The organism is Capnocytophaga bilenii (genome assembly GCF_017565765.1).
In the GTDB taxonomy this organism is placed as follows: Bacteria; Bacteroidota; Bacteroidia; order Flavobacteriales; family Flavobacteriaceae; genus Capnocytophaga; species Capnocytophaga bilenii.
In genome coordinates this window covers 1-21,704 of sequence record NZ_JAGDYP010000010.1, presented here as the reverse complement: position 1 = coordinate 21,704, position 21,704 = coordinate 1, and the positions used below count along the sequence as shown (strand labels likewise).

The following is a 21,704-nucleotide window of genomic DNA, read 5'->3' as shown; positions in this document are numbered from 1 at the left end:
ATAGTAAAAAAAAGTAAATCTTGCCAAAGCTATAAAAACTTTAGCAAGATTTCTCTGTCAAATAAAAACCAACTTTTTATGGAAAAGAGTTACTATCTGTTATTCTGAACCATTTTTGTATTATTTTGCATTTCGTCATCAGGGATTTGGTATATCCATCTTGGGTCGTTGGCAGGTACGTTTATTTTGTTGCTATGGTTGGAGTTAGTTACTGTTCTATCAGCACCCATTCGCCAACGTTTGAAATCGAAGAAAGAACTACCTTCAGCCCATAACTCAATGCGGCGTTGGGTGCGTACTTCTTCGCGTAGCTGAGCTTGATTTAGGCTACTAATATCGTAAGCTGTATCGTTGCGGTAAATTTTTACCAAATCTGTTAGTTTTGCTTTTGCTTCAGTAAGTTCACCCAATTCCACTAAAGCCTCTACATATAGCAAATAAGGGTCTTCTTTGCGAATAAAACAATAATCGCCTGTAGCATCTTTTTTGGTAACGTATTTCAGGCTAGAATAGTCGTCCATTTCGTATTCAGCAGCGATATCGGGGAATAGAGTTTGGTTGATATACAGCTTTTTTCGTATATCATTATTACCTATTTTGTCATAAAGCAAGCTGAACATTGCTTTAGGAGTATATTGTGCAAAGCCCACAGGCAACGTATTGTCTATATAAGAATAGAACGACTGCCACGTACCTGAAGTTAGGTTTGTAATATCATACCCCCATAGCCACGAACTGCTGCTTATATCCCAATCTTTAGAAGCCACTTCGGCAGCACTTGTAAGGGTGATACTGCCGTTATCTACTATCATTTTGGCATACTGTTTCACTCGGCTCCACTCTTCGCGTTGTGCATAAGCTTTTGAGAGGTAAGCCAACGCCACTACTTTATCTACATCGTGTTTTGAGGTAGTGATTTGAAAACGAGCATCATCTACTACAGAAAAGTCGCTAAGGATTTGCTGGTACACCTCTTCTACGGTAGAGCGCGCAAATTTTTCGGTAGTGGGCACCAATAGCAAAGGTACACCTGGGGTGTTTTCGTTGCCTTTATAAGTAGCCTGATAGATATTTACTAAGTAGAAATAATAAATAGCGCGCAATGATTTTAGCTCAGCATATTTTTGAAATTCTTTTTGATCAGTAGAGGTATTTACCCCATTGGGGAAGTACTTTTTCAAAATAGTATTGATACTACTAATTTGGCTATACAAAAAGCTCCATACATAGGAATTACTGTAATAATCACTTGAAAGCCCAGCCGTAAAGTTATAGTCGTAGCCTAACCAATGGTAGGAAGGCATCACGAGGTCTAATCCCATATGGTCTAAGCGCAGGTCAATAGATTTGATACCAAAGTTGATAGCATCGGTAGAGTTGGCATTACTGTTATAAATCCCGTTTAGCTCAATATCTATGAGTTTGGCTTTTTGTTCGGGGTTTTGTTTCAGTTCTTCCAATCGCTCTTCGGAAATGTAGCCCGTGAGCTGAGGGTCAAAATTATCTTTAGAACAACCCACCAAAAGAAAGGTAAGGAGCGATGCGAATATGATTTTTTTATATGTATTCATCGTAGTAAGTTTTAAAAATTGAGTGTTAATCCCATCGATATGGTGCGTATAGGTGAGTAACTTGCGCGGTCAGAGCCATTACCGCTAAGGCTTGCGCGAGGGTCTAATCCTTTGCGATAGCTCCACAAGTAAAGGTTATCACCTGTAACATAGTATCGTATGCTGCTAAGTTTTAGTTTTTCGGCAGCCTCTTGGGGTACGTTGTAGCCTATGCTCACGTTGCGCAATGATAGGTAACTTGCACTCACCAAAAAGCGGTCGGATGAGCTTCCTTGTAGTCCTGCAAACTCTAAACGAGGTACATCTGTATTTCGGTTTTCGGGTGTCCATCGCTTGCGTATATCGGTATGCCAATTGCGTCCTAAGTCGCCGGTACCCATTAACGAAGAATATTGGTTGTCATAGAACTTACCTCCTATTTGGTAAGAGAATTGTACCGAAAGGTCTATGTTGTACACACGTAGTGAAGTGCCAAAGCCACCTTGCAAGTCGGGGATAGAAGTTCCTACAAATTGCTTGCTCTTTTCGTAATTATACTTGTCGCTGCCCAATAAGTTCCAGCTTTCTTGGGCATCGCTGGAGGTTGTTTTAGTATAAGTCCAGAATAGAGCATCTCCTGTTTCAGGGTCAACACCACCATATTTTACCATATAGAAGTCATAAATACTACCTCCTTCTTTGATAATTTGTTGTCCGCCCCAAGCAAGTCCTTTTTCACGTAGTTCTTCAGGCAATTTTAGCACTTTGTTGTTATACCACATTCCATTAGCAGTTACTTGCCATTCTACATTTTCAGTTCGCACGGGGGTTACCGATATAGAGAACTCAACCCCTTTATTTTGCATATCAGCCACGTTGCGAGGTTCAGAAGGGAATCCTGTAGAGGCAGGAAGCGGCATATTGAACAACATATTTTTGGTAGTTTTTACAAAGAAGTCGGCTTCTATGCTCAAGCGGTTGTCCCACAAGTCGGCTTCTATACCAGTATTGAAGTTGCCACTCTCTTCCCAAGTGATTTTGCGATTGCCTTTGTAGCCCGCTTGCAAACCTGGTTTGGTACCATCGGTAGTAACGTAATACAAGTTTAGATAAGGAGCGTAAGAACGCCCACCGCCAGGCAAGAATAAATAGTCATTTCCTTGTATTCCGTAGCTAGCTTTAAGCTTTAAGCTGTTGATAAAGCTTACTTTTTCTAAAAACTTCTCACGATTTACCAGCCAAGAGCCACCCACTGACCAGAAAGTACCCCAGCGATTTTCAGGTGCGAACACTGATGAAGCATCGCGGCGCAAGCTGGCAGAAAGAAAATACTTATAATCGTAATTCATATTTAGCTGCCCAAAATACCCTTCTACAAAATACCCTGTAGTGGAAGAGCCTAATGAGGTGGTTACAGCTGCATTGTCAAACTCAGAGTTTAGAGGGTCTAAAAAGTTCTTTTTACCTCCTGACAATGAAGCATATCTTTCTTTGTTGCTTTCGTGACCTAACAAAACGTCAAAGCTATAGTTGCCCCAGCTTTGGTTGTATTTTAGCAATTGGTTGAATGTCATAATCACATCGTGGGTACTATAGCGGCTGCCTATACCATTGCTGTCTTTGCCATAGCCTCCCAAAGGAGTAGTAAACTCATTGCTGTTGTAAAAATTAGCATAGAAGTTGCCTGAAGTGCTGAAGGTTAAGTTCTTCAGTAAGTTGATATCTAATGATAAGGACTGGTTCAGGTAGTAATTTTTAGAAAATAGAATGTCGTGTTTTTGGGTAGCGACAGGATTGGTATTTCCGTTGAATTTACGTGCGCCGCCAAAGTCGTATTTATTAGTAGGGTACCCATTGGCATCGTGTTCAAAAATAGGGTATATAGGAGCGATAAAGCGCGTCCATTCAAAGGGGTTATTAGTGCCTGAATACTCAGTACCTTGTTTTTCGGTATAAGTGAGCATTGTAGAGGCATTAGCTTTTAGCCATTGGGTAACGTCGCCTTTATACGAAAAGCGAGAGGAGTAGCGATTAAAATAGGAGTTGAGGTTATACCCCTCATCACCTAAATACCCGAAAGAGAAGTAAAAACTATTGCTTTCGTTGCCCTTGGTAAGGCTAAGGTTGTACTCATCGCGTATGCCAGGTTTGAAGAGTGCTTTTTCCCAATCGTTAAAATTGGCATCTTTGTACTTAAGTTTGGCATTAGGGTTTAGTTTTCCGTTAGGGAGTACCAATTGGTCATCGGGTACATCATAGATATTATAGCCATTCCCTACGTTTTTTATCAAGTTATCGGCAGCCCAAGCGGTAGCTGTGTTGTAACGTTCGGTAGTGTTGGTAGTAGTTTGAGTGAAGTATGATTTGTTGTACAAAGAGTTGTACAAAGTTTCGTAATATTCGCTGGTAGAGCTTATTTTGTCATATTCGGGTATGCCACGCGTGTTGAAGCCTGTGCGGGCATCTACAGTAATAGAGAGCTTGTCTCTTTTACCACTTTTGGTAGTGATAATAATCACCCCATTTGCCCCACGAGCCCCGTAAAGTGCTGCTGATGAAGCGTCTTTTAGTACGTTGAGGCTTTCGATATCGCTGTTGTTGATAGAGTTTAGGCTGCCGTGATAAGGAGCACCATCTAAGATAATAAGCGGGGCACTTGAGCCGTAAATAGAGCCAATCCCACGTATGCGGATGGCACTACCAGCTCCAGGGTCGCCAGAACTATTAGAAATTTGTACCCCTGAAACAGCCCCTTCTAAGGTTTTAGCCACATCGGCACTTTGGCGTTGTGTGATATTTTCAGCTTTTATGGTAGCCATAGAGCCTGTGAAAGACTTTTTATCGGTAGTACCATAAGCCACTGCTACTACATCAGTACCTTCCAATTGCTGTACATCAGAACTTAATACAATATTGATAGTACCTGCTTTGGTTACTTTTCGTTCTTGTGAGGTATATCCCATACTTGAGAACACCAGTATATCTCCATTTTTTACTTTTATTTCATAATGACCCTCTCCATCGGCAGCTACCCCTTTAGTGGTTCCTTTCACCACTATTGAAGCACCTAATAGTTCAAGCCCAGAGTCATCTTTTACAGTACCTTTTACGGTAAGTTCTTGCGCCATCGTCCATAAAGAACACAGAGGCAACAAGAGGAGCAAAATAATTTTTTTTCTACTAATCATTATTGTTTCGTTTTAATGTCGCAAAATTATTGTTAAGTTTCGTAATATGCAAGTTTTTGATGTAAAAAATATAAAATTTAACATTTTTCTTAGAAAATCTATTTTTTTTGTTTTTGAGATTCTTTTAAAAAACGGTCTTTTTGAGAGGGTGTTTTTTGCATACTTGCTAAAAAACACCCTCGTTTTTTGAGCTATCATCAAAAAATAACACTTAGTTTTTAGTTAATAATTTTAAGTCTTCAATCGTTAGTTTATATTCATTATTTATTAGTTTTGGTGCTTTATTCTTCGGTGAGAAGAATTTTGAATTTTGAATTTTGAATTCTGAATTGGGCGTCAGCGGGGGGCGCTGTATAGGCTTCACATACTCGGCTGCGCCAGCTCGGTGCGAGCCGCACAGGCTTTTATCCTTCGCTTATCCTTCGCTCAACCTTCGCTCAACCTTCGCTCATCCTTCGCTGAGAAGAATTTTGAATTGGGTACAAGCTACAAGCTTGCGCCAGCGGTGTATATAAAAATAAAAAATTTGGTAATTACTTGTTTTTTATTATATTTGCACCGTGATAATCAAACCTATATGTTACCAATAGTTCAATACTTAGGTTTTTTGCTATTTACAGCCATTTTTCTTATAGGATTTTGGCTGCTTTTGTTGCTTTGTGTGCTCTTGCCTTATTGGGGCATACGCTCTCTTATTTCACATATAAAAAAAACGTAACAAATTAATAACCAATGATTTTAAAAGATAAGCTCATTAGTCTTCCTATTGTGAAACAGCTTGTTGCACTACTTAAAAGCGTGAGGCTCTCCAAAAATGCTTTCTCACTTTATGACTTGCTGCATCTTTATATCGTAGGTATAATCAAAGGGACAGTTACTACGCGCGCAAGTGCTATTTCTTATAGTTTCTTTTTGGCTATATTTCCTTTTCTCCTTTTTATACTGAACCTCATTCCTTATATCCCTATAGAAAACTTTCAGGTGGATTTTTGGTCGTTTATCAACGATTTGTTGCCACCAGGTACTCACGATTTTTTTTCAAATATTTTCTTTGATATTGCCGAAAAAAAACGCGGTGGCTTGCTCTCTTCGGTGTTCTTTCTTTCTATTTTCTTGATGACCAATGGCATTGTGGCTATATTTGGAGGCTTTGAATTCTCTTATCACATTCATATTACACGCACTTACATAAAGCAATACCTCTACGCCCTAATGGTGGCTATCATTTTGGCACTGCTCATACTTTTTGTTGTAGTTATGTTTATTTACTACGAGGTGTACTTAGTGCCTTACTTAGATAAAATTAATTTCCTTACTACCAACGAAACTCTTTTACAAATTTCAAAAATAGGCTTTGTAGCCCTTATCACCTATTTTGGTACATCAATATTGTTTTACTTTGGCACTATTGAGGGGCAACAAGGCAAGTTCTTTTCTCCTGGTTCGGTGCTTACAATGCTTCTGTTTGGTTTAACTACCTATCTTTTTGGTATTTATATAGAAAATTTCTCACAATATAACCAACTTTATGGCTCTATTGGTGCATTGCTGATATTTTTGTTGTATATATGGCTGAATGCTAATATATTACTACTTGGTTTTGAACTTAATGCTGCTCTTATGCAACTTAAAAAGAATGAATGATGTACTATGTAGATGTAATCTTGCCTTTGTCGTTGCCAAAGTTGTTCACTTACCAAGTAAATGAGGAAGAAGCACATTTCTTACAACAAGGGATGCGTGTGGCAGTGCCTTTTGGCAAAGCAAAGATATACACAGCTTTAGTACATACCGTGCATACCCAAGAGCCTAATTACGAAACCAAAGAAATTGCTTATATACTAGACGAGCAGCCTATTGTTACTCCTCAACAGCTTGAGCATTGGCAATGGATAGCCAATTTTTATATGTGTTCGCTGGGTGAAGTGCTTAAAACGGCTATGCCTGTGGCTTTTTTGCTGGAAAGTGAAACCGTAATAGAATTGGCTGAAAAAGACCTCCCTACCGAGCGTTTTACCGATGATGAATGGCAGGTGTATGAGGCACTGCACTACAAATCGGCACTGAAAGTGAGCGAAGTACACCAGCTGCTCCCCAAACGCAAGGCGCTGAAAGTACTTGCTAACTTGGTAGATAAGGGAGCTGCTAAACTATCGGAAAAGTTACGCGAACGCTATGTGCCTAAACTCATAAAATACATTCGCTTGGCAGAAGCCTATCAATCGCAAGAGGGATTGCAGCAAGCGTTGGCATTGCTGAACAAGGCTGTAAAGCAAAAACAACTGCTAATGGCTTATTTTGATTATATCAATCGAGAGAAAGCCCCCCTAAAGGCTGAAACCTTGATAGAAAAAGCCGAAGTAACGCCTGCAATACTAAAGGCAGTAGTAGATAAAGGAATTTTTGAAGAATATTACCTTCAAAAAGACCGAATTAGCTTTGCCGAAGACCAAACCGACAAGAAAAATAACCTTACAGAGGCTCAGCAGGAGGCATTAAAGCATATAAAACTACAATTAGAACACAAAAATACGGTTTTGCTGCACGGAGTAACCGCTTCGGGGAAAACCGAAATATACATAGAGCTTATTGATGCCTATTTGCAACAAGGCAAGCAGGTGCTGTATTTGTTGCCTGAAATAGCTATTACTGTGCATCTTATCAATAGGCTAAAGCAGCATTTTGGCAAAAACCTATCGGTATATCATTCTAAATACAGCATCAACGAGCGGGTAGAGGTATGGCAGAATGTACTTGCTAATAAGCCTAAAGCCCAACTGATAGTAGGGGTGCGGTCGGCAGTATTTTTACCTTACACTCATTTGGGATTGGTGATTATAGATGAGGAGCACGACAATTCGTATCGCCAGTTTGACCCAGCCCCACACTTGCAAGCGCGCGACACCGCTATAATGCTTGCTAGCCAATGGAATGCTAAAACGCTATTAGGCACAGCAACCCCTTCAATAGAAACGATGCACAACGTTAAGAAGGAAAAATATGGCTATGTGTATTTAGCAAAGCGTTATGGGAGCTTTTTGCCCCCCGAAATGGTTCTTATAGATATTAAAGACAAACATCATAGAAAGCGAATGACGGGGCATTTCTCGGATGTGCTTATTGAAGAGGTCAATCGTACAATAGGGGAGGGGAGGCAGGTGCTGCTTTTCCAAAACAAGCGAGGTTATGCGCCTGTAGTGCAATGTATGCATTGTGGTACCGTGCCCCAATGTCCGCATTGCGATGTGAGTCTTACCTATCACCAAAGCAGTCAGCAGTTGCGTTGCCACTATTGCGGCTATGTAATACCGATGCCTAAAACTTGTGTGGCTTGCGGTAGTGTGGATTTGAAAACCAAAGGATTTGGCACCGAACAAATAACAGACGAACTGAACTTGCTGTTCCCCAATGTGGTTGCCGACCGTATGGATCAGGATACTACCAATGGCAAGTATGGTTACGAAAAAATATTGGCAAAATTTGAGCAACAGGAAACACAAATATTAGTAGGTACACAGATGATTACCAAAGGCTTAGACTTTGCCAATGTAGGACTTGTGGGAGTGATGAACGCCGATGCCTCTATTCACTACCCCGATTATAGGGCTTACGAGCGCAGTTTTCAGCTGTTTTTGCAGGTATCGGGGCGAGCAGGCAGAAGCGATAGGCAGGGGAAGGTGCTGATACAAACCTACAACCCCCAGCACTTTGTGATTCAGCAAGTATTGCGACACGATTTTAGAGCAATGTATCAGTACCAAATAGAAGAACGGCAAGCGTTTCGCTATCCGCCTTTTGTACAGATGATAAAAATAACGCTCAAGCACTCCGATTTCAATCGTATCAACGAAGGAGCGGCTTGGCTGGCAAATGCCTTGCGTGAAACCTTTGCTAACGGCTCTGAAATAGAAGTGTTGGGTCCTGAATTTCCGCTTATTTCGCGTATCAGGAATGAGTATATAAAAGAGATTTTGCTGAAATTGCCCTTGCGAAACGCTGTATTTCAGCAAGCCAGACAGCAAATAAAACGCATAGAAGTTAGTTTTCAGAGTATAGGCAATTTCAGAGCCATACGTTTGTCGTATTTTGTAGAATAGAAAATTCGTACTAATAAAAAGTATATGAAGATATTAGAAACGCCTTATGGAATATGTCATTTGAGTGTAGTACCCGTACGGGTATCGCCTTGCGAGAGTGCCGAAATGTGCACTCAGTTGCTTTTTGGCGAACTTTTGCAGGTAACCGAAAAACACGATAATTGGTGCTTGATACGCTTGCTATACGACAATAGTGAGGGGTGGGTAGCTACTAATCAGTTTACCGAAATTAGTGATAAAGATTATAAAAAAGCGCTGAAAAAGAAAGAGAAATACGCACACAAATGGCTTACAAAATTGCGCTTGAAAACGGGCGCTGACCTTTACTTGCACATACCCAAAGGCGCTACTTTTTCGCATAATCATTTGTTGCACACCTCGCAATCTACCCAGCGAGCCCCCCACCCAAGTGTAGTAGCAACTGCCAAAGAATACATCAATGTTCCTTTTTTGGCAGGAGGTAGGACACCCTTTGGCATAGATGCGGCAGGCTTAGTACAAATTGTTTTCAAACTATGTGGGGTACATTTGCCACGTACGGCGCAAGCACAGGCATCTTGTGGCTCGTCTATAAGTTTTTTGGAAGAAAGCAAAGCAGGCGATTTGGCTTTTTTTGATGACGAAGAAGGAAATATCATTCACGTAGGTATTTTATTAGGCGACAATAAAATTATACATTCGTATGGCAAGGTGCGTATAGACCGATTAGACCATATAGGTATCTTCAATAACGAACTGCGCAACTACACACATCAGCTTAGATTATTAAGAAAAATAGACATTTAACAACAGATGAAAATAGCATTACTTGGTTATGGCAAGATGGGAAAAGCTATTGAACAAATAGCTACCCAACGCGGACACGAGATTGTTTTGAAAATAGATAGCCCTCATACGGATTACGATATCACCCTTGCCGATATAGCAATTGAGTTTAGCACCCCACAAAGTGCCTACCAGAATATAACCCATAGTCTTTCGCAAGGTGTGCCGGTGGTGGCTGGTACAACGGGATGGTTGGCTCACTATGACGAGGCTGTAAAGGTGTGTGAAGAGCATCATACGGCTTTTCTGTACGCTTCTAACTTCAGCGTGGGGGTGAATATCTTCTTTGCCCTGAACAAAACGTTAGCCAAACTAATGGCACCCCTGCATAACTATAACGTGCATATAGAGGAAATACACCATACCCAAAAACTTGATGCCCCTAGTGGTACAGCTATCACTTTGGCAGAAGGTATCATAGCAGAAACCGATAAAACCGCTTGGCAACTGGGAGCTACTGCCGATGAAAAGATTATCCCAATAGAGGCAAAACGCATAGGCACTACCCCAGGGACACACATTATTACCTACGAAAGCGAGGTGGATACGATTGAGATTAAACACACAGCCCACAGCCGTACGGGCTTTGCTCTTGGTGCGGTAATAGCTGCTGAATGGTTAGTAAACAAAAAAGGAGTGCATACAATGCAAGAAGTGTTAGGGATATAATTGAATTTGTAGCCAATAAATAAAAAAATGGTATTATCTTTGCACTCAAAATAGAAATAAAAAAAATAAAATATAAAAACGATGTATAAAATCATCTTTTCAGATATTGATGGTACGTTGCTAAATGGCTTGCGTGCGCTATCAAATAACACAATTAACGAGGTAAAAAAACTCGCAGGAAAGATTCCTTTTATATTGGTATCATCGCGTATGCCGCGCCAAATGTACCACTTGCAAAATGATTTGGGTATCAATGGTTTGCCGCTTATAGCCTATAATGGCGGACTGGTAACTAACGGCGAACGTATTTTGCACTCGACAACGATTCCGTTTGCTGTTTTAGAGAAAGTAGTTGCCCTAAATGAGCAGTATTTTCAAGGGAAGATTCACATCAGTTTTTATAACAACAACGAGTGGTATGTGCCTGAATATGACCAATGGGCACAGCGTGAGGAAAACAATACTTTGGTGAAACCAGAAGTGCTACCCAATCGCGAAGTGCTTACCCAATGGCAGCCTACCCAAAAAGGGGCTCACAAGCTAATGCTGATGGGAGAAGAACAGCTCATAAGCAAAATGTTTGCTTTGCTAAACAAACAATTTGCCGATGCGATGCAAATATATAGGGGAAAAGAAACTTATATAGAGCTTTCGGACAAGAGTGTATCTAAACTAACAGGGATAAAGGTGATTTTGGATGAAATATATCATTTTTCCTTAGAAGAGGCATTAGCCTTTGGTGATAACTACAACGATTTGGAGATGCTACAAGGGGTAGGTTGCGGTGTAGCTGTAGCCAATGCTCGTGAAGAGGTGAAACAGATAGCTAAATACGTTACCTTGCATCACAAAGAAGATGGGGTAGCAGAATTTCTTAAAAAACAAATAAACAAATAATACTAAAATAAAGAAAATGTTGTACATATATATTTTAATCGTAGCACAATTACTAAATGGGCTTTTTCTTTGGAAAGGCTATCAGAAGGCAGGTTATGCAGCTTGGCAGGCTTTTGTGCCTTTTTATAATACGGTGATATTCCTGAAAATTATAGGACGCCCTTGGTGGTGGCTTTTCTTGCTATATATGCCTGTGATAGGCAATATTATGTATGTAGTAATGACCTATGAATGGCTGCACGTGTTTGGCTACCGCAAAAAACGCTATACGCTGTATTCTGTTCTTACTTTGGGGCTTTATACTGCCTATGTAATGTATCTTCCTAAAACAGAGTATTTGGGTAAAGATAATGAGGTTATTAAAAAGAACGTATCGCCTTGGGTGAATGCCGTACTCTTTGCTGTAGTAGCTGCCTCAGTTATCCATAGCTACTTTATTCAGCCTTATATGATTCCTACTTCATCATTAGAAAAAACCTTATTGGTAGGCGATTTTCTCTTTGTGAGTAAATTTCATTACGGAGTGCGTATCCCGATGACACCTCTATCATTACCAATGGTACACGACTCGATTCCATTGGTAGGCACAAGGTCATATATTAAAGTGCCACAGCTACCTTATTTTCGTTTGCCTGCTCTGCAAAAAATAGAGCGCAACGATATTACTGTATTCAACTGGCCTACCGATACGGTGCGATTTTTTAGGGATAAATCTAAAATACATATTGATAAGCCTATTGACAAAAAATCTAACTATGTGAAGCGCACCGTAGCAGTAGCTGGTGATGTTTTGGAAATAAAAAACGGCGATGTGTGGATAAACGGAGCTAAAGAGGTATATCCTGTGCGTGCTAAGCTCCAAACATCGTATTATGTGGTTACCAAACCTCATATAGTTCTTACCCCACAACTGATGTATCAACAATTTGGCGTAACCGACCCCTTTGGGCAACTTGAAGATGCTACAGGTAAGCCTATAGAAAATACTTATATGTTTAGCTCTCTTACACAAGAAGTAGCTCAATATTTGAAAAATAACCCCAATATAGAATCGGTAATACCACAAATTAACAAAGCGGGAGTATATAACCCGTTAGTATTCCCTCATTCGCCTCAATATGCGTGGAATGAAGATAACTATGGTCCTATTACCATTCCTGCAAAAGGAACTAAAGTGCCGCTAAACGTAGAAAACTTGCCTTTGTATAAGCGTATTATCAAAGATTATGAGCATAATACATTGGAGGTGAAGGGGAATGATATATTTATCAATGGTAATAAGGCTACAGAATATACTTTTGCTCAAAACTACTATTGGATGATGGGGGATAACCGCCATAACTCTGAGGATAGCCGCTTTTGGGGCTTTGTACCCGAAGACCATATAGTGGGTAAGCCTGTACTGATATGGATGAGCTTGGATAAACACCAATCGGGCTTTAAAAAGATACGTTGGGAACGGCTTATTACTACTATTAATGGAGATGGAGAGCCTAAATCATACTTGTATTATGTGCTTGGAGCGTTGGCTTTGTGGTTTTTGTATAGTACCTTTAAAAAGAAGAAAGTAAAAGAATAATGATAGAACAAGTATTATTACACCCCACTTATTTTCCATCTATAGCACAATTTCATCTTATATGGTGCAATCCTTGTGTGCTTGAGGTATCGGATAACTACCAAAAACAAACCCTCCGCAATCGTACCTATATATATGGGGCTAATGGCAAGCAGGCACTCAACCTGCCTATAAAGCACGTGGGCGGCGATACTGGTAGGCAACTATTCCGAGATGTGAAAGTAGAAGACCATTTTGCTTGGCAACGATTGCATTGGAAGAGTTTAGAAACAGCTTATCGCACTTCGCCTTATTTTGAGTATTACGAAGATGATTTGGTGCGTATTTTTGAAAAGTCTTATACTTTCTTATTAGATGTAAATATAGATACGATAGAAACGCTATTGGCTTGCCTGCAAGCAGATGTGAACTTTGATAAAACCGAAATATACGAAGCGGCTCCATCAATTGCTGATTATCGTTACTTGAGTAGTGCCAAAAAACAATACCCCGTTACGATGCCTGAGTACCACCAAATATTTGCCGATAAGCACGGGTTTATACCTAATCTGTCGGTTTTAGATTTACTCTTCCACGAAGGGCCTAATACAGGCGATTACCTTACTAAAGTGATATTATAATGCATAAAAAAAGGCTCTCTAAAACTAATTAGAGAGCCTCTTTTCACAATGCATATAAATACTACTACTAACTCCAAAGATATGAAGAAAATCAGAAATATATTACTATAAGAAGTAATAAAGTTTTTTACATAAGTTTTTGTTTTATATTGTCAAAACAAACAACCTTATTTCTGATTACTATATTGAAAATTCCGTGCCAAACTTTATTATTTTGCTATTGTTTTTATAACTATTTCATTATCAATATGAAGTTTGTGTGTAAGCTCCTTCTGCTGGCAGTACTAATAAAATAAACTGTGTAATTATACCTATGCGAAAGGTATATTTACACAGTTTTATATTATACATTTTTTATGATTTAGCTTAGTATTGTATCACTACAAACCGAAAATCAAAGGGGTTAAAATCATTTACCAACTCGCTTATCAGCTGTTCACCTTTTACTAAGTAAAAATCGGTGAAGTTGGAAAAGCGCTCTTGTAGGATGTTATTGGGGAAGAGTTCGCTCTGTAATACTACTATTTGCTCCAATTGCACATCGTATTTGCGCTTTTGTGCTTTTAGTAGGCGCGCTTCTAATTTTTCTAATCCTTTTAGCTGCCGTACTTCCTGTGCTTTTACTGCGTTCTTAAAGGTAATATCTGTTCTTTCAGCCAAAGTATATAAATGGGCAAATTGTGCCTTCAGAGTTTCTTTTTGGGGGCTAAAATCAATAGGAAATTCAGATAACTGCTTTACCTTTAGGTTTTTTAAATCTTCGGGTTTTAGGAATACATCGGTGAGTGAAAGTGATAGCTTCTTTATTTTCTCTAATTGCCTTTCCGAAACCAACATTGCCGAGTTACGCAACATTAGCATTGGGAACGGCACATTTTCTTTCTCAAAAAAGCCCTTTAACTCCAACCAATAGGCTATTTCACCACCTCCGCCTATATAAGCTAAATTGGGCAATATTACTTCCTGATACAAGGGGCGAAGTATCACATTGGGTGAAAAGCGTTCGGGATGCGCTTGTAGCTCTTTTAATAGTGCTTCTTCGGTGAATTTGATAGCTGTATTATGCACCTCAAATCCTTCTTCAGTACGCACAATACGTTCGCGAAGTCCCTTTGCTAAGTAAAACACATTTATCTCACGCGGATTTACTTGCACAGGGTACAATTTATCTACGACTTGTAATGCAGCGATAGTGCGGTTTACCTCATTATGAGCCGTTTGATGTAGCAGGTCGTTTTTTATATGAGGTATCAGCTGTTGTTTTAAGGAAGCATCATTACCGTCAATAATTACTACGCCATAATCTTCAAAAAGCTCATTCACCAAGTAGCGTGTAGCTTCAGCTAAAGTGCCGTGTTTTAGGTAACTATTTTCAAAGAGTCTTTTTAGTGTTTCAGCATCTTTGCTGGTGCCAATAGCCTTGCTAAAAGTATTGAATACGGCTGTTAGCTCTTTGGTATCAAAAGCCCCTGTAGCTCCTGTTTGTTCAGAGTTCCAGCAAAGTGTGCGATTGCTCAAATGAAAGTGGTTTATCTCCTCGAAGTCGTGGTCTTCAGTAGCCATCCAATATACAGGCACAAAATGACAGTCGGGATATGCTTCCGATAATTGTTTAGTAGTATTGATAACCGAGATAATCTTAAAAATAAAGTACAAATGCCCTGTAAATAAGCTCAATTGGTGTCCTGTAGTAACTGTAAAAGTATTACTATCGCCCAATCGCACAATATTTTTCAGTACTTTAGGACTTGTTTTTAACTCTGAGTACTGATTTTGTAGGCTTTTTACTAATATTTCACGACTTTCTTTGCTAAAACTCTCCTTCTTTTCCTCTATTTGAAGCTTAAACTCTTCTATTTTTGGAAAATGGTGATAAAAAGCTTGCACTTCTTCCCGCTCCCCTATATAATCACAGATAAGTTTTGAAAAAAAGCGAATGTCGTGATAAGGAATATACGTTGTTATCATATTCCAAAGGATTTTAAATATTAATCTTCATCTAATGACGACTCATCGGGAATGTCTACCGTGTTAGACGATATCTCCTCTTCTTGATTATTCATAAAGTAGTCGTCTTCGTCATAATTTTCCATAGTATCAGCCAAGCGTGTACTCACTTTTACCAAATAAATAGTATCATCAGTGCGTACTTCTAAGGCATCTACCGTTTCATTTTTAGCGTTTTTAAAACGGATAACATCCGAGTCGGTATATCCGTCAGGGTATTTTTCTACCAGCATTGCAAGTATCTCACTGGTAAGCTTGTTGTAGTCTACTATTATTCGTTTCATAAATATTACTCTTTTTCGGGTGCTAATGTAAGGCATTTTTTATAATTACAAAGCAAAAAAGTTTTTTTTTTTCAAATATTTTTTTTCTCCTTGCTCTTTATTTACTATTTTTGCACTCTAAAAAACTAATAACCAATATACTATATATTTTTTTCACCTCTTAATAACTAAGTACTAAGATGCAATTATTTTATCATAAATCATTGGATAACAATACCTCTCATTTCTTTTTTGACAAAGAAGAAAGCCAGCACATTGCTAAGGTGCTTCGCTTGCAGCAAGGTGATACGCTTCATATTACCAATGGCAAAGGACTTCTTTTTCAGGGGCAACTCACTTTTGCTTCGCCCAAGCAGTGCGAGGTAACTATTACCCAATGCACGCCTCAGCCACGCCGTCCCTATTATCTGCATTTGGTAGTAGCCCCTACTAAGATGAATGAGCGTTACGAATGGTTTTTAGAAAAAGCTACCGAAATAGGTGTTGATGAAATTACCCCCATTATCTGCCAGCATTCTGAGCGTACTGTCCTCAAGATAGAGCGCTTTCAAAAAATTATTCTTTCGGCAATGAAACAATCGTTGCAGTGTTATTTGCCACAGCTGAATCCCCCTATAAAATCTTCCGATTTCTTCAAGCAATTGCAGCCTGATGCTACTGCCAAGTTTATCGCTCATTGTGAGGATACGCACAAGCAAATGCTAAGCCATATACTTCCTAACGATGCCCAGCGCATTATGATACTTATAGGGCCTGAGGGCGATTTTTCGCCTGACGAAATTACTACAGCCCTTGCGCAACAGTTTCAGCCTATATCGTTGGGCGATACAAGGTTGCGTACAGAAACTGCTGCTATAGTAGCCTGCCACACCATAGCTGTACTTAAAAGCCTAAAATGTTCTTCGCTATAAAAAAGTAAATCAATATACCCAGTACATCGTTGCTGGTAGTGATAAACGGTCCCGTAGCTACGGCAGGGTCTATACCTCGTTTGTGTAGCAATATAGGGATAAAAGTTCCTATAACAGCTGCATTCACAATTACTGTAACTAAAGCAATAGCTACCGTTATGCTCACCAAATATTCAGCCTGAAAAGCAAAATGGCTTACTAATATGACAATTCCTGCAATAGTACCTCCATTGATGAGCCCCAGCAAAAATTCTTTCAGCAGTCGCTTGATGATAGCCCCATCAATAGTGTTATTAGCTAGCCCTTGTACCACAATTGCCGAGGATTGTACCCCTACATTCCCAGCGGTTGCCTGAATAAGCGGAATGAATATTAGCAGTATAGGGTATTTGTTCATTGCATCTTGAAAACCATTGATGATACTTGCCGCTCCCAATCCGCCAAACATACCTATTAGCAACCAAGGCAAGCGCGCCAATGTTAGTTTCCAAACGCTATCGTCAGCCTCTACATCGTTGGTGATACCCGCTGCCAATTGGTAATCTTTTTCGGCACCTTCTTTTATCACATCCACGATGTCGTCTATTGTAATACGCCCCACAAGTCGCTTCATTTCATCTACTACAGGTATTGCCTCAAGGTCGTATTTAGACATTATGTGGGCTACCTCTTCAGCCGTATCGGTTACGTACACATAATCCACTTTAGGAATATAAATATCTTTCACTTCCGAGCGTGTAGAAGTCGTTAGCAAGTCTTTTAGCGAGAGCCGTCCTTTCAGTACATCGTGGTCATCAACCACATATATAGAATGCACACGGGTAACGTAAGCCGCCTGTTCACGCATTTCTTTCACGCACTTCAGTACATTCCAGTTTTCGTTTACTTTTACCAACTCTTTAGCCATAAGCCCCCCTGCCGTGTTATCGTCATAGCGCAGTAGCTCTACTATATCTTTGGCGTGTTCTACGTCTTCTATATACGATATGACTTCTGTTTTTCGCTCTTCAGACAGTTCCGAGATAATATCTACGGCATCATCGGTATCAAGTTCTATCAGCTCATCGGCAATTTCTTTAGCCGATAGGTTTTCTAATATTTTATCGCGGTAATCATCGTCTAATTCCGTTAGTACATCCGATGTTTTTTCAGCATCAATAAGCCTAATGATATAAACACCGTCTTTAATGGCGAGTTCGTGAATAATCTCGGCAATATCGGCATAGTGAAGGTCGCCCAAGAGCTGTGTGAGCTCGTGGTTGTTTTTTTCTTCAATGAGCGTTTCAATACGCCCTATTAGTTCATCACTTATTTTGAAAGAAGCCATAATGTAATGTTTTAATGATTGAATTTTGTTAGCCTATCATCAGGCAAATTTCTACAAATTCTCGCCATCCCAATTGTTCAGGGCGTTTATCAAAAATAGGGTTATCTTTATGAGAAGCATTTGCAAGCAAGGCTTTTAAACTATTTCTGAGGGTTTTGCGTCTTTGGTTGAAAGCCGCCTTTACTACTGCAAAAAACAAGCCCTCATCGCAAGCCAACCCGAAGTCTTTTTTGCGCACTAATTTTATCACGCCGCTTTTTACCTTAGGAGGGGGATTGAACACCGTTTCCGACACTGTAAAAAGATAATTAACCTCGTAAAAAGCTTGTACCAATACCGAAAGTATGCCATAAGTTTTACTCCCTGGCGGCTCACAAATACGTTCAGCAACTTCTTTCTGGAACATTCCGCTAAATTCAGGCACATATTGGCGCAATTCAAGCATCTTAAAGACAATTTGCGATGATATGTTGTAGGGAAAGTTGCCTATAATAGCAAAAGGACTGCCTATATGACCTACAATGTCGTATTTCAGAAAGTCATCGCCTATAATTCTACCTCGTAAAGCAGGGTAATGCGCTTCCAAATAGGCAACCGACTCTTTATCTATTTCTACTACATATACTTCAGTGTTTTTTTGTAGCAAAAACTGAGTGAGCACCCCCATACCAGCGCCTATTTCTACTACCTTGTCGTAACCGGTGTACGAAAGTGTATCGGCTATTTTAGCAGCTATATTTAAATCTTTTAAAAAGTGCTGCCCTAAGTGTTTTTTGGCTTTTACTAATTCCATAAACCTAACTCCTTACTCTTTTCAACAGCCATATTGCCAATGTCAGGAATATGGCATTAGGGATAACCACAGCCATTAGTGGCGATAAGCCGTTGGCTGTTTGTGCCAGCGTTCCAAATACGCGGTCAAAGAACACAAAGCTAAAACCTACTACTACCCCTACCATCACGTTGATACCCATACCTCCCCGCTTTTTCACTGAGGATACCGCTACCCCTATGAGCGTAAGGATAAAGGCAGTACTGATAGCCCCCCACCGCCTGTATTTTACCAGCAAATACATATTCAGATTGGGTGAGCCTTTCATACGTTCGCGTTCTATAAACTTGTCCAGCTCAAATAAGTTTTTGTTTTCAGCCGTATATTCCATCGGCATTAAATCGTCTATCTTAAATTTGAAGATAGTATCAAGCTGTTCCCCTTTGATGATTACATCGTCAGTGGCACCTATTTTTCGCTTTGAGTAATTGATGAGCTGATAGGTTTTTGTACTATCAATCCACTGTATTGTTTCGGCATTAATTTTCTCAACAAGGCGAATACCATCAAAATGCTCTACCGAAAAATTGTACCCACGCTTTTCGCCGTAGTTAAAGGAACTTACGTACAGATAATCATTTTCTGAAAACTGATTGTACAAATCGCTTACACTTTCCACCTTAGACGAGCGTATGTATTTATTCCAAAAATCGTTGTAAACAGTACTTGCCGCAGGTACGATAAACATACTCATAAAGAACACAATTACCGAAATCAGCGTAGCCCCTATAATGTAAGGTCGCAGAAAGCGCATATACGACACGCCCGAACTCTGTATGGCTATAATCTCAGTATTATTGGCTAATTTTGAAGTAAACCATATAATTGACAAAAATAGGAGTATGGGAAACAATATGTTGGCAAAATATATAATAAAGCTAACGTAATATAGCAATATTTCGTTTAATGGTGCTTTTCTTTCTATCATTTCGTCTACTTTTTCCGATAAATCTATAATAATACCTATCGGTATGAACAAAATAATCATCATAAAAAAGGTTACCAGATAACGCTTTAATATATACCAGTCAATTATTTTCATATATTTTGCTTTTTTATAATCTGTTCGACATATTTTTTACCATCATTGTCTTCCATTCGGCGAAAGTACCTGCTGTTATTTGTCGTCTTGCCTCACGCACCAGCCACAAATAGAAGCCTAAGTTGTGTATTGAAGCAATTTGTTTGCCTAAAAATTCGTTGGCAGCAAATAAGTGTCGCAAATAAGCTTTGCTGTAATAGGTATCCACATAAGTATGCCCATCGGGGTCTATGGGCGAAAAATCATCTTCCCACTTTTTGTTTTTAATGTTGATAGTCCCTTGCGAGGTGAAGAGCATTCCGTTGCGAGCATTGCGCGTAGGCATCACACAATCCATCATATCTACCCCCAAGGCAATGTTTTCCAAAATGTTGATAGGGGTACCCACACCCATTAGGTAACGCGGCTTGTCGGCAGGCAGTATGTCGCACACCAGCTCGGTCATTTCGTACATTTGTTCCACAGGTTCGCCCACAGAGAGCCCTCCTATGGCATTGCCTGCAGCCCCTTTGCTTGCTATATATTCAGCCGATTGTATTCGTAAATCTTTAAAAACAGAGCCTTGCACTATCGGGAATAGGTTTTGCTCATAGCCATACATAGCAGGCACTTTATCCAAGTGAGCCACGCAGCGGTCGAGCCATTGGTGGGTAATTTTTAGAGATTTTTTGGCGTATGAGTAATCGCAAGGGTAGGGGGTACATTCATCAAAAGCCATAATAATATCAGCCCCAATGCTACGCTCTATTTCCATTACTTTTTCGGGTGAAAAAAAATGAGCCGAACCATCAATATGGCTTTTGAATTTCACACCTTCTTCCGTAATTTTGCGGTTGGCAGCCAGCGAATAGACCTGATACCCTCCGCTATCGGTAAGAATATTCCTGTCCCAATTCATAAATTGGTGTAATCCACCTGCTTTTTCCAAGATAGCAGTGCTGGGGCGCAAATAAAGGTGATAAGTATTACCTAAGATAATATCAGGGTTGATATCTTCTTTTAGTTCGCGTTGGTGAATACCTTTCACCGTTCCCAATGTGCCTACAGGCATAAATATAGGAGTTTCAATCACACCGTGAGCAGTAGTGATTTTTCCAGCACGTGCTTTAGTAGCTGTATCAGTTTTTATTAGTTCAAAATTCATATTTTCAGAAAACAAAATAAATGACCATTTGTAATTTACCAATGGGATTAGCAGGTTGCAAAGGTACAAAATAATGTTTAATTGTCAATGATTAATTATCAACATTCAAAATTTCCCCCGCTGGCGCAAGCTTGCAGCTTGTGCCCAATCCAAAATTCAAAATTCCTGCGCACTGCGAGGGTGTCCGAAAAGTTTTAAAAGCACGATTACGCCACACACTTTGGCAAACTTTCAGAGTTTGACAAAGTTAATTACTCTGATAATCAATCACTTTTATTCACATTGTAGGGGCGATTGGCAAATCGCCTTTACGAAACAAAACTTTTCGGACACCCTCAACGGGGGTGAGGACTTCCGCTGGCGCAAGCTTGCAGCTTGTGCCTAATTCAAAAATCAAAATTCCCCCGAACCTTGAGCGAACCTTCAGCGAAGGATGAGCGAAGGATAAAAAGCCTGTGCGGCTCGCACCGAAGGAAAGTCGGCGAGCTGGCGCAGCCGAGTATGTAACGAAGGATAACACTACAATAATGCGCCACACATTTTGGCAAACTTTCAAAGTTTGCCAAAGTTTTTTTACCCACACCTCCCACACCTCTCCCAAGTCCCACATTCTATGTTAATATCCAAATTTTAAAAGGTATTTTTTTGATTTTTTTTGTATTTTAGAACAAATTTTTGCCCAAAACACCACCTATAGCCTAATTTATTTAAGCTATTATTTCATTGTTATTC

At 39.7% G+C, this 21,704-nt stretch carries 16 protein-coding genes; 8 read left to right on the top strand and 8 right to left on the bottom strand.

The window, feature by feature from the left end:
* Positions 1–92 precede the first annotated feature (92 nt).
* Positions 93–1,571, bottom strand: a complete 1,479-nt coding sequence (locus J4N46_RS11230; protein ID WP_208059368.1) for a RagB/SusD family nutrient uptake outer membrane protein — start codon at positions 1,569–1,571, stop codon at positions 93–95.
* 11 nt (positions 1,572–1,582) lie between these two features.
* Positions 1,583–4,738 carry a SusC/RagA family TonB-linked outer membrane protein gene (locus J4N46_RS11225; protein WP_236013963.1) on the bottom strand — a complete coding sequence of 1,052 codons (3,156 nt, stop codon included), beginning with the start codon at positions 4,736–4,738 and terminating at the stop codon, positions 1,583–1,585.
* A gap of 732 nt (positions 4,739–5,470) precedes the next feature.
* On the opposite strand from J4N46_RS11225, the gene J4N46_RS11220 reads away from it, so the two are divergent.
* From J4N46_RS11220 to J4N46_RS11190, 7 genes are all read left to right on the top strand, one after another.
* Positions 5,471–6,382, top strand: a complete 912-nt coding sequence (locus J4N46_RS11220) for a YihY/virulence factor BrkB family protein (RefSeq protein ID WP_208059367.1) — start codon at positions 5,471–5,473, stop codon at positions 6,380–6,382.
* Positions 6,382–8,835 (top strand): replication restart helicase PriA, encoded by a 2,454-nt coding sequence (gene priA / locus J4N46_RS11215; protein ID WP_208059404.1) that lies wholly within the window; start codon positions 6,382–6,384, stop codon positions 8,833–8,835. Before J4N46_RS11220 ends, priA begins: the two co-directional genes overlap by 1 nt.
* Before the next feature lie 24 nt (positions 8,836–8,859).
* Positions 8,860–9,621 carry a C40 family peptidase gene (locus J4N46_RS11210; protein ID WP_009415461.1) on the top strand — a complete coding sequence of 254 codons (762 nt, stop codon included), beginning with the start codon at positions 8,860–8,862 and terminating at the stop codon, positions 9,619–9,621.
* A gap of 6 nt (positions 9,622–9,627) precedes the next feature.
* Positions 9,628–10,329 carry a 4-hydroxy-tetrahydrodipicolinate reductase gene (dapB, locus tag J4N46_RS11205; RefSeq protein WP_208059366.1) on the top strand — a complete coding sequence of 234 codons (702 nt, stop codon included), beginning with the start codon at positions 9,628–9,630 and terminating at the stop codon, positions 10,327–10,329.
* 81 nt (positions 10,330–10,410) lie between these two features.
* Complete coding sequence (locus J4N46_RS11200; protein ID WP_208059365.1) at positions 10,411–11,226, top strand: HAD family hydrolase; 816 nt, start codon at positions 10,411–10,413, stop codon at positions 11,224–11,226.
* A 16-nt stretch (positions 11,227–11,242) separates the two neighbouring features.
* Positions 11,243–12,805 carry a signal peptidase I gene (lepB, locus tag J4N46_RS11195; protein ID WP_208059364.1) on the top strand — a complete coding sequence of 521 codons (1,563 nt, stop codon included), beginning with the start codon at positions 11,243–11,245 and terminating at the stop codon, positions 12,803–12,805.
* Positions 12,805–13,425, top strand: a complete 621-nt coding sequence (locus tag J4N46_RS11190) for a WbqC family protein (protein WP_208059363.1) — start codon at positions 12,805–12,807, stop codon at positions 13,423–13,425. Before lepB ends, J4N46_RS11190 begins: the two co-directional genes overlap by 1 nt.
* 366 nt (positions 13,426–13,791) lie before the next feature.
* Here J4N46_RS11190 and bshC read toward each other — a convergent pair whose 3' ends face one another.
* On the bottom strand, positions 13,792–15,393 hold the full coding sequence (gene bshC / locus J4N46_RS11185) for a bacillithiol biosynthesis cysteine-adding enzyme BshC (protein ID WP_208059362.1): 1,602 nt from the start codon (positions 15,391–15,393) through the stop codon (positions 13,792–13,794).
* Positions 15,394–15,413: 20 nt separating this feature from the next.
* Positions 15,414–15,716: a hypothetical protein gene (locus J4N46_RS11180; RefSeq protein WP_208059361.1), complete on the bottom strand. Its 303-nt coding sequence runs from the start codon at positions 15,714–15,716 to the stop codon at positions 15,414–15,416.
* Positions 15,717–15,895: 179 nt separating this feature from the next.
* Here J4N46_RS11180 and J4N46_RS11175 point away from each other — a divergent pair, with 179 nt between their 5' ends.
* Positions 15,896–16,627 (top strand): 16S rRNA (uracil(1498)-N(3))-methyltransferase, encoded by a 732-nt coding sequence (locus tag J4N46_RS11175; RefSeq protein WP_208059360.1) that lies wholly within the window; start codon positions 15,896–15,898, stop codon positions 16,625–16,627.
* On the opposite strand, the gene mgtE is transcribed toward J4N46_RS11175, so the two are convergent.
* The 4 genes from mgtE to tgt are packed head-to-tail and all read right to left on the bottom strand — an operon-like array spanning position 16,599 to position 20,972.
* Positions 16,599–17,954, bottom strand: a complete 1,356-nt coding sequence (gene mgtE, locus J4N46_RS11170) for a magnesium transporter (RefSeq protein WP_208059359.1) — start codon at positions 17,952–17,954, stop codon at positions 16,599–16,601. The genes J4N46_RS11175 and mgtE overlap by 29 nt on opposite strands.
* A 28-nt stretch (positions 17,955–17,982) precedes the next feature.
* Positions 17,983–18,747, bottom strand: coding sequence for a 16S rRNA (adenine(1518)-N(6)/adenine(1519)-N(6))-dimethyltransferase RsmA (rsmA, locus tag J4N46_RS11165; RefSeq protein ID WP_208059358.1), 765 nt, complete (start codon positions 18,745–18,747; stop codon positions 17,983–17,985).
* A 4-nt stretch (positions 18,748–18,751) separates the two neighbouring features.
* Positions 18,752–19,828, bottom strand: a complete 1,077-nt coding sequence (locus tag J4N46_RS11160; RefSeq protein ID WP_009415451.1) for an LptF/LptG family permease — start codon at positions 19,826–19,828, stop codon at positions 18,752–18,754.
* Between the two features lie 13 nt (positions 19,829–19,841).
* Positions 19,842–20,972 carry a tRNA guanosine(34) transglycosylase Tgt gene (gene tgt, locus J4N46_RS11155; protein ID WP_208059357.1) on the bottom strand — a complete coding sequence of 377 codons (1,131 nt, stop codon included), beginning with the start codon at positions 20,970–20,972 and terminating at the stop codon, positions 19,842–19,844.
* Positions 20,973–21,704 lie beyond the last annotated feature (732 nt).

Bases quoted from the DNA above. Each gene is read 5' to 3' on its own strand.
- J4N46_RS11225 (WP_236013963.1), bottom strand. From the start codon at position 4,738: ATGATTAGTAGAAAAAAAATTATTTTGCTCCTCTTGTTGCCTCTGTGT.
- rsmA (WP_208059358.1), bottom strand. From the start codon at position 18,747: ATGGAATTAGTAAAAGCCAAAAAACACTTAGGGCAGCACTTTTTAAAA.
- J4N46_RS11200 (WP_208059365.1), top strand. From the start codon at position 10,411: ATGTATAAAATCATCTTTTCAGATATTGATGGTACGTTGCTAAATGGC.
- J4N46_RS11210 (WP_009415461.1), top strand. From the start codon at position 8,860: ATGAAGATATTAGAAACGCCTTATGGAATATGTCATTTGAGTGTAGTA.
- tgt (WP_208059357.1), bottom strand. From the start codon at position 20,972: ATGAATTTTGAACTAATAAAAACTGATACAGCTACTAAAGCACGTGCT.
- J4N46_RS11160 (WP_009415451.1), bottom strand. From the start codon at position 19,828: ATGAAAATAATTGACTGGTATATATTAAAGCGTTATCTGGTAACCTTT.
- bshC (WP_208059362.1), bottom strand. From the start codon at position 15,393: ATGATAACAACGTATATTCCTTATCACGACATTCGCTTTTTTTCAAAA.
- mgtE (WP_208059359.1), bottom strand. From the start codon at position 17,954: ATGGCTTCTTTCAAAATAAGTGATGAACTAATAGGGCGTATTGAAACG.
- J4N46_RS11230 (WP_208059368.1), bottom strand. From the start codon at position 1,571: ATGAATACATATAAAAAAATCATATTCGCATCGCTCCTTACCTTTCTT.
- J4N46_RS11180 (WP_208059361.1), bottom strand. From the start codon at position 15,716: ATGAAACGAATAATAGTAGACTACAACAAGCTTACCAGTGAGATACTT.
- J4N46_RS11190 (WP_208059363.1), top strand. From the start codon at position 12,805: ATGATAGAACAAGTATTATTACACCCCACTTATTTTCCATCTATAGCA.
- J4N46_RS11175 (WP_208059360.1), top strand. From the start codon at position 15,896: ATGCAATTATTTTATCATAAATCATTGGATAACAATACCTCTCATTTC.
- J4N46_RS11220 (WP_208059367.1), top strand. From the start codon at position 5,471: ATGATTTTAAAAGATAAGCTCATTAGTCTTCCTATTGTGAAACAGCTT.
- lepB (WP_208059364.1), top strand. From the start codon at position 11,243: ATGTTGTACATATATATTTTAATCGTAGCACAATTACTAAATGGGCTT.
- dapB (WP_208059366.1), top strand. From the start codon at position 9,628: ATGAAAATAGCATTACTTGGTTATGGCAAGATGGGAAAAGCTATTGAA.
- priA (WP_208059404.1), top strand. From the start codon at position 6,382: ATGTACTATGTAGATGTAATCTTGCCTTTGTCGTTGCCAAAGTTGTTC.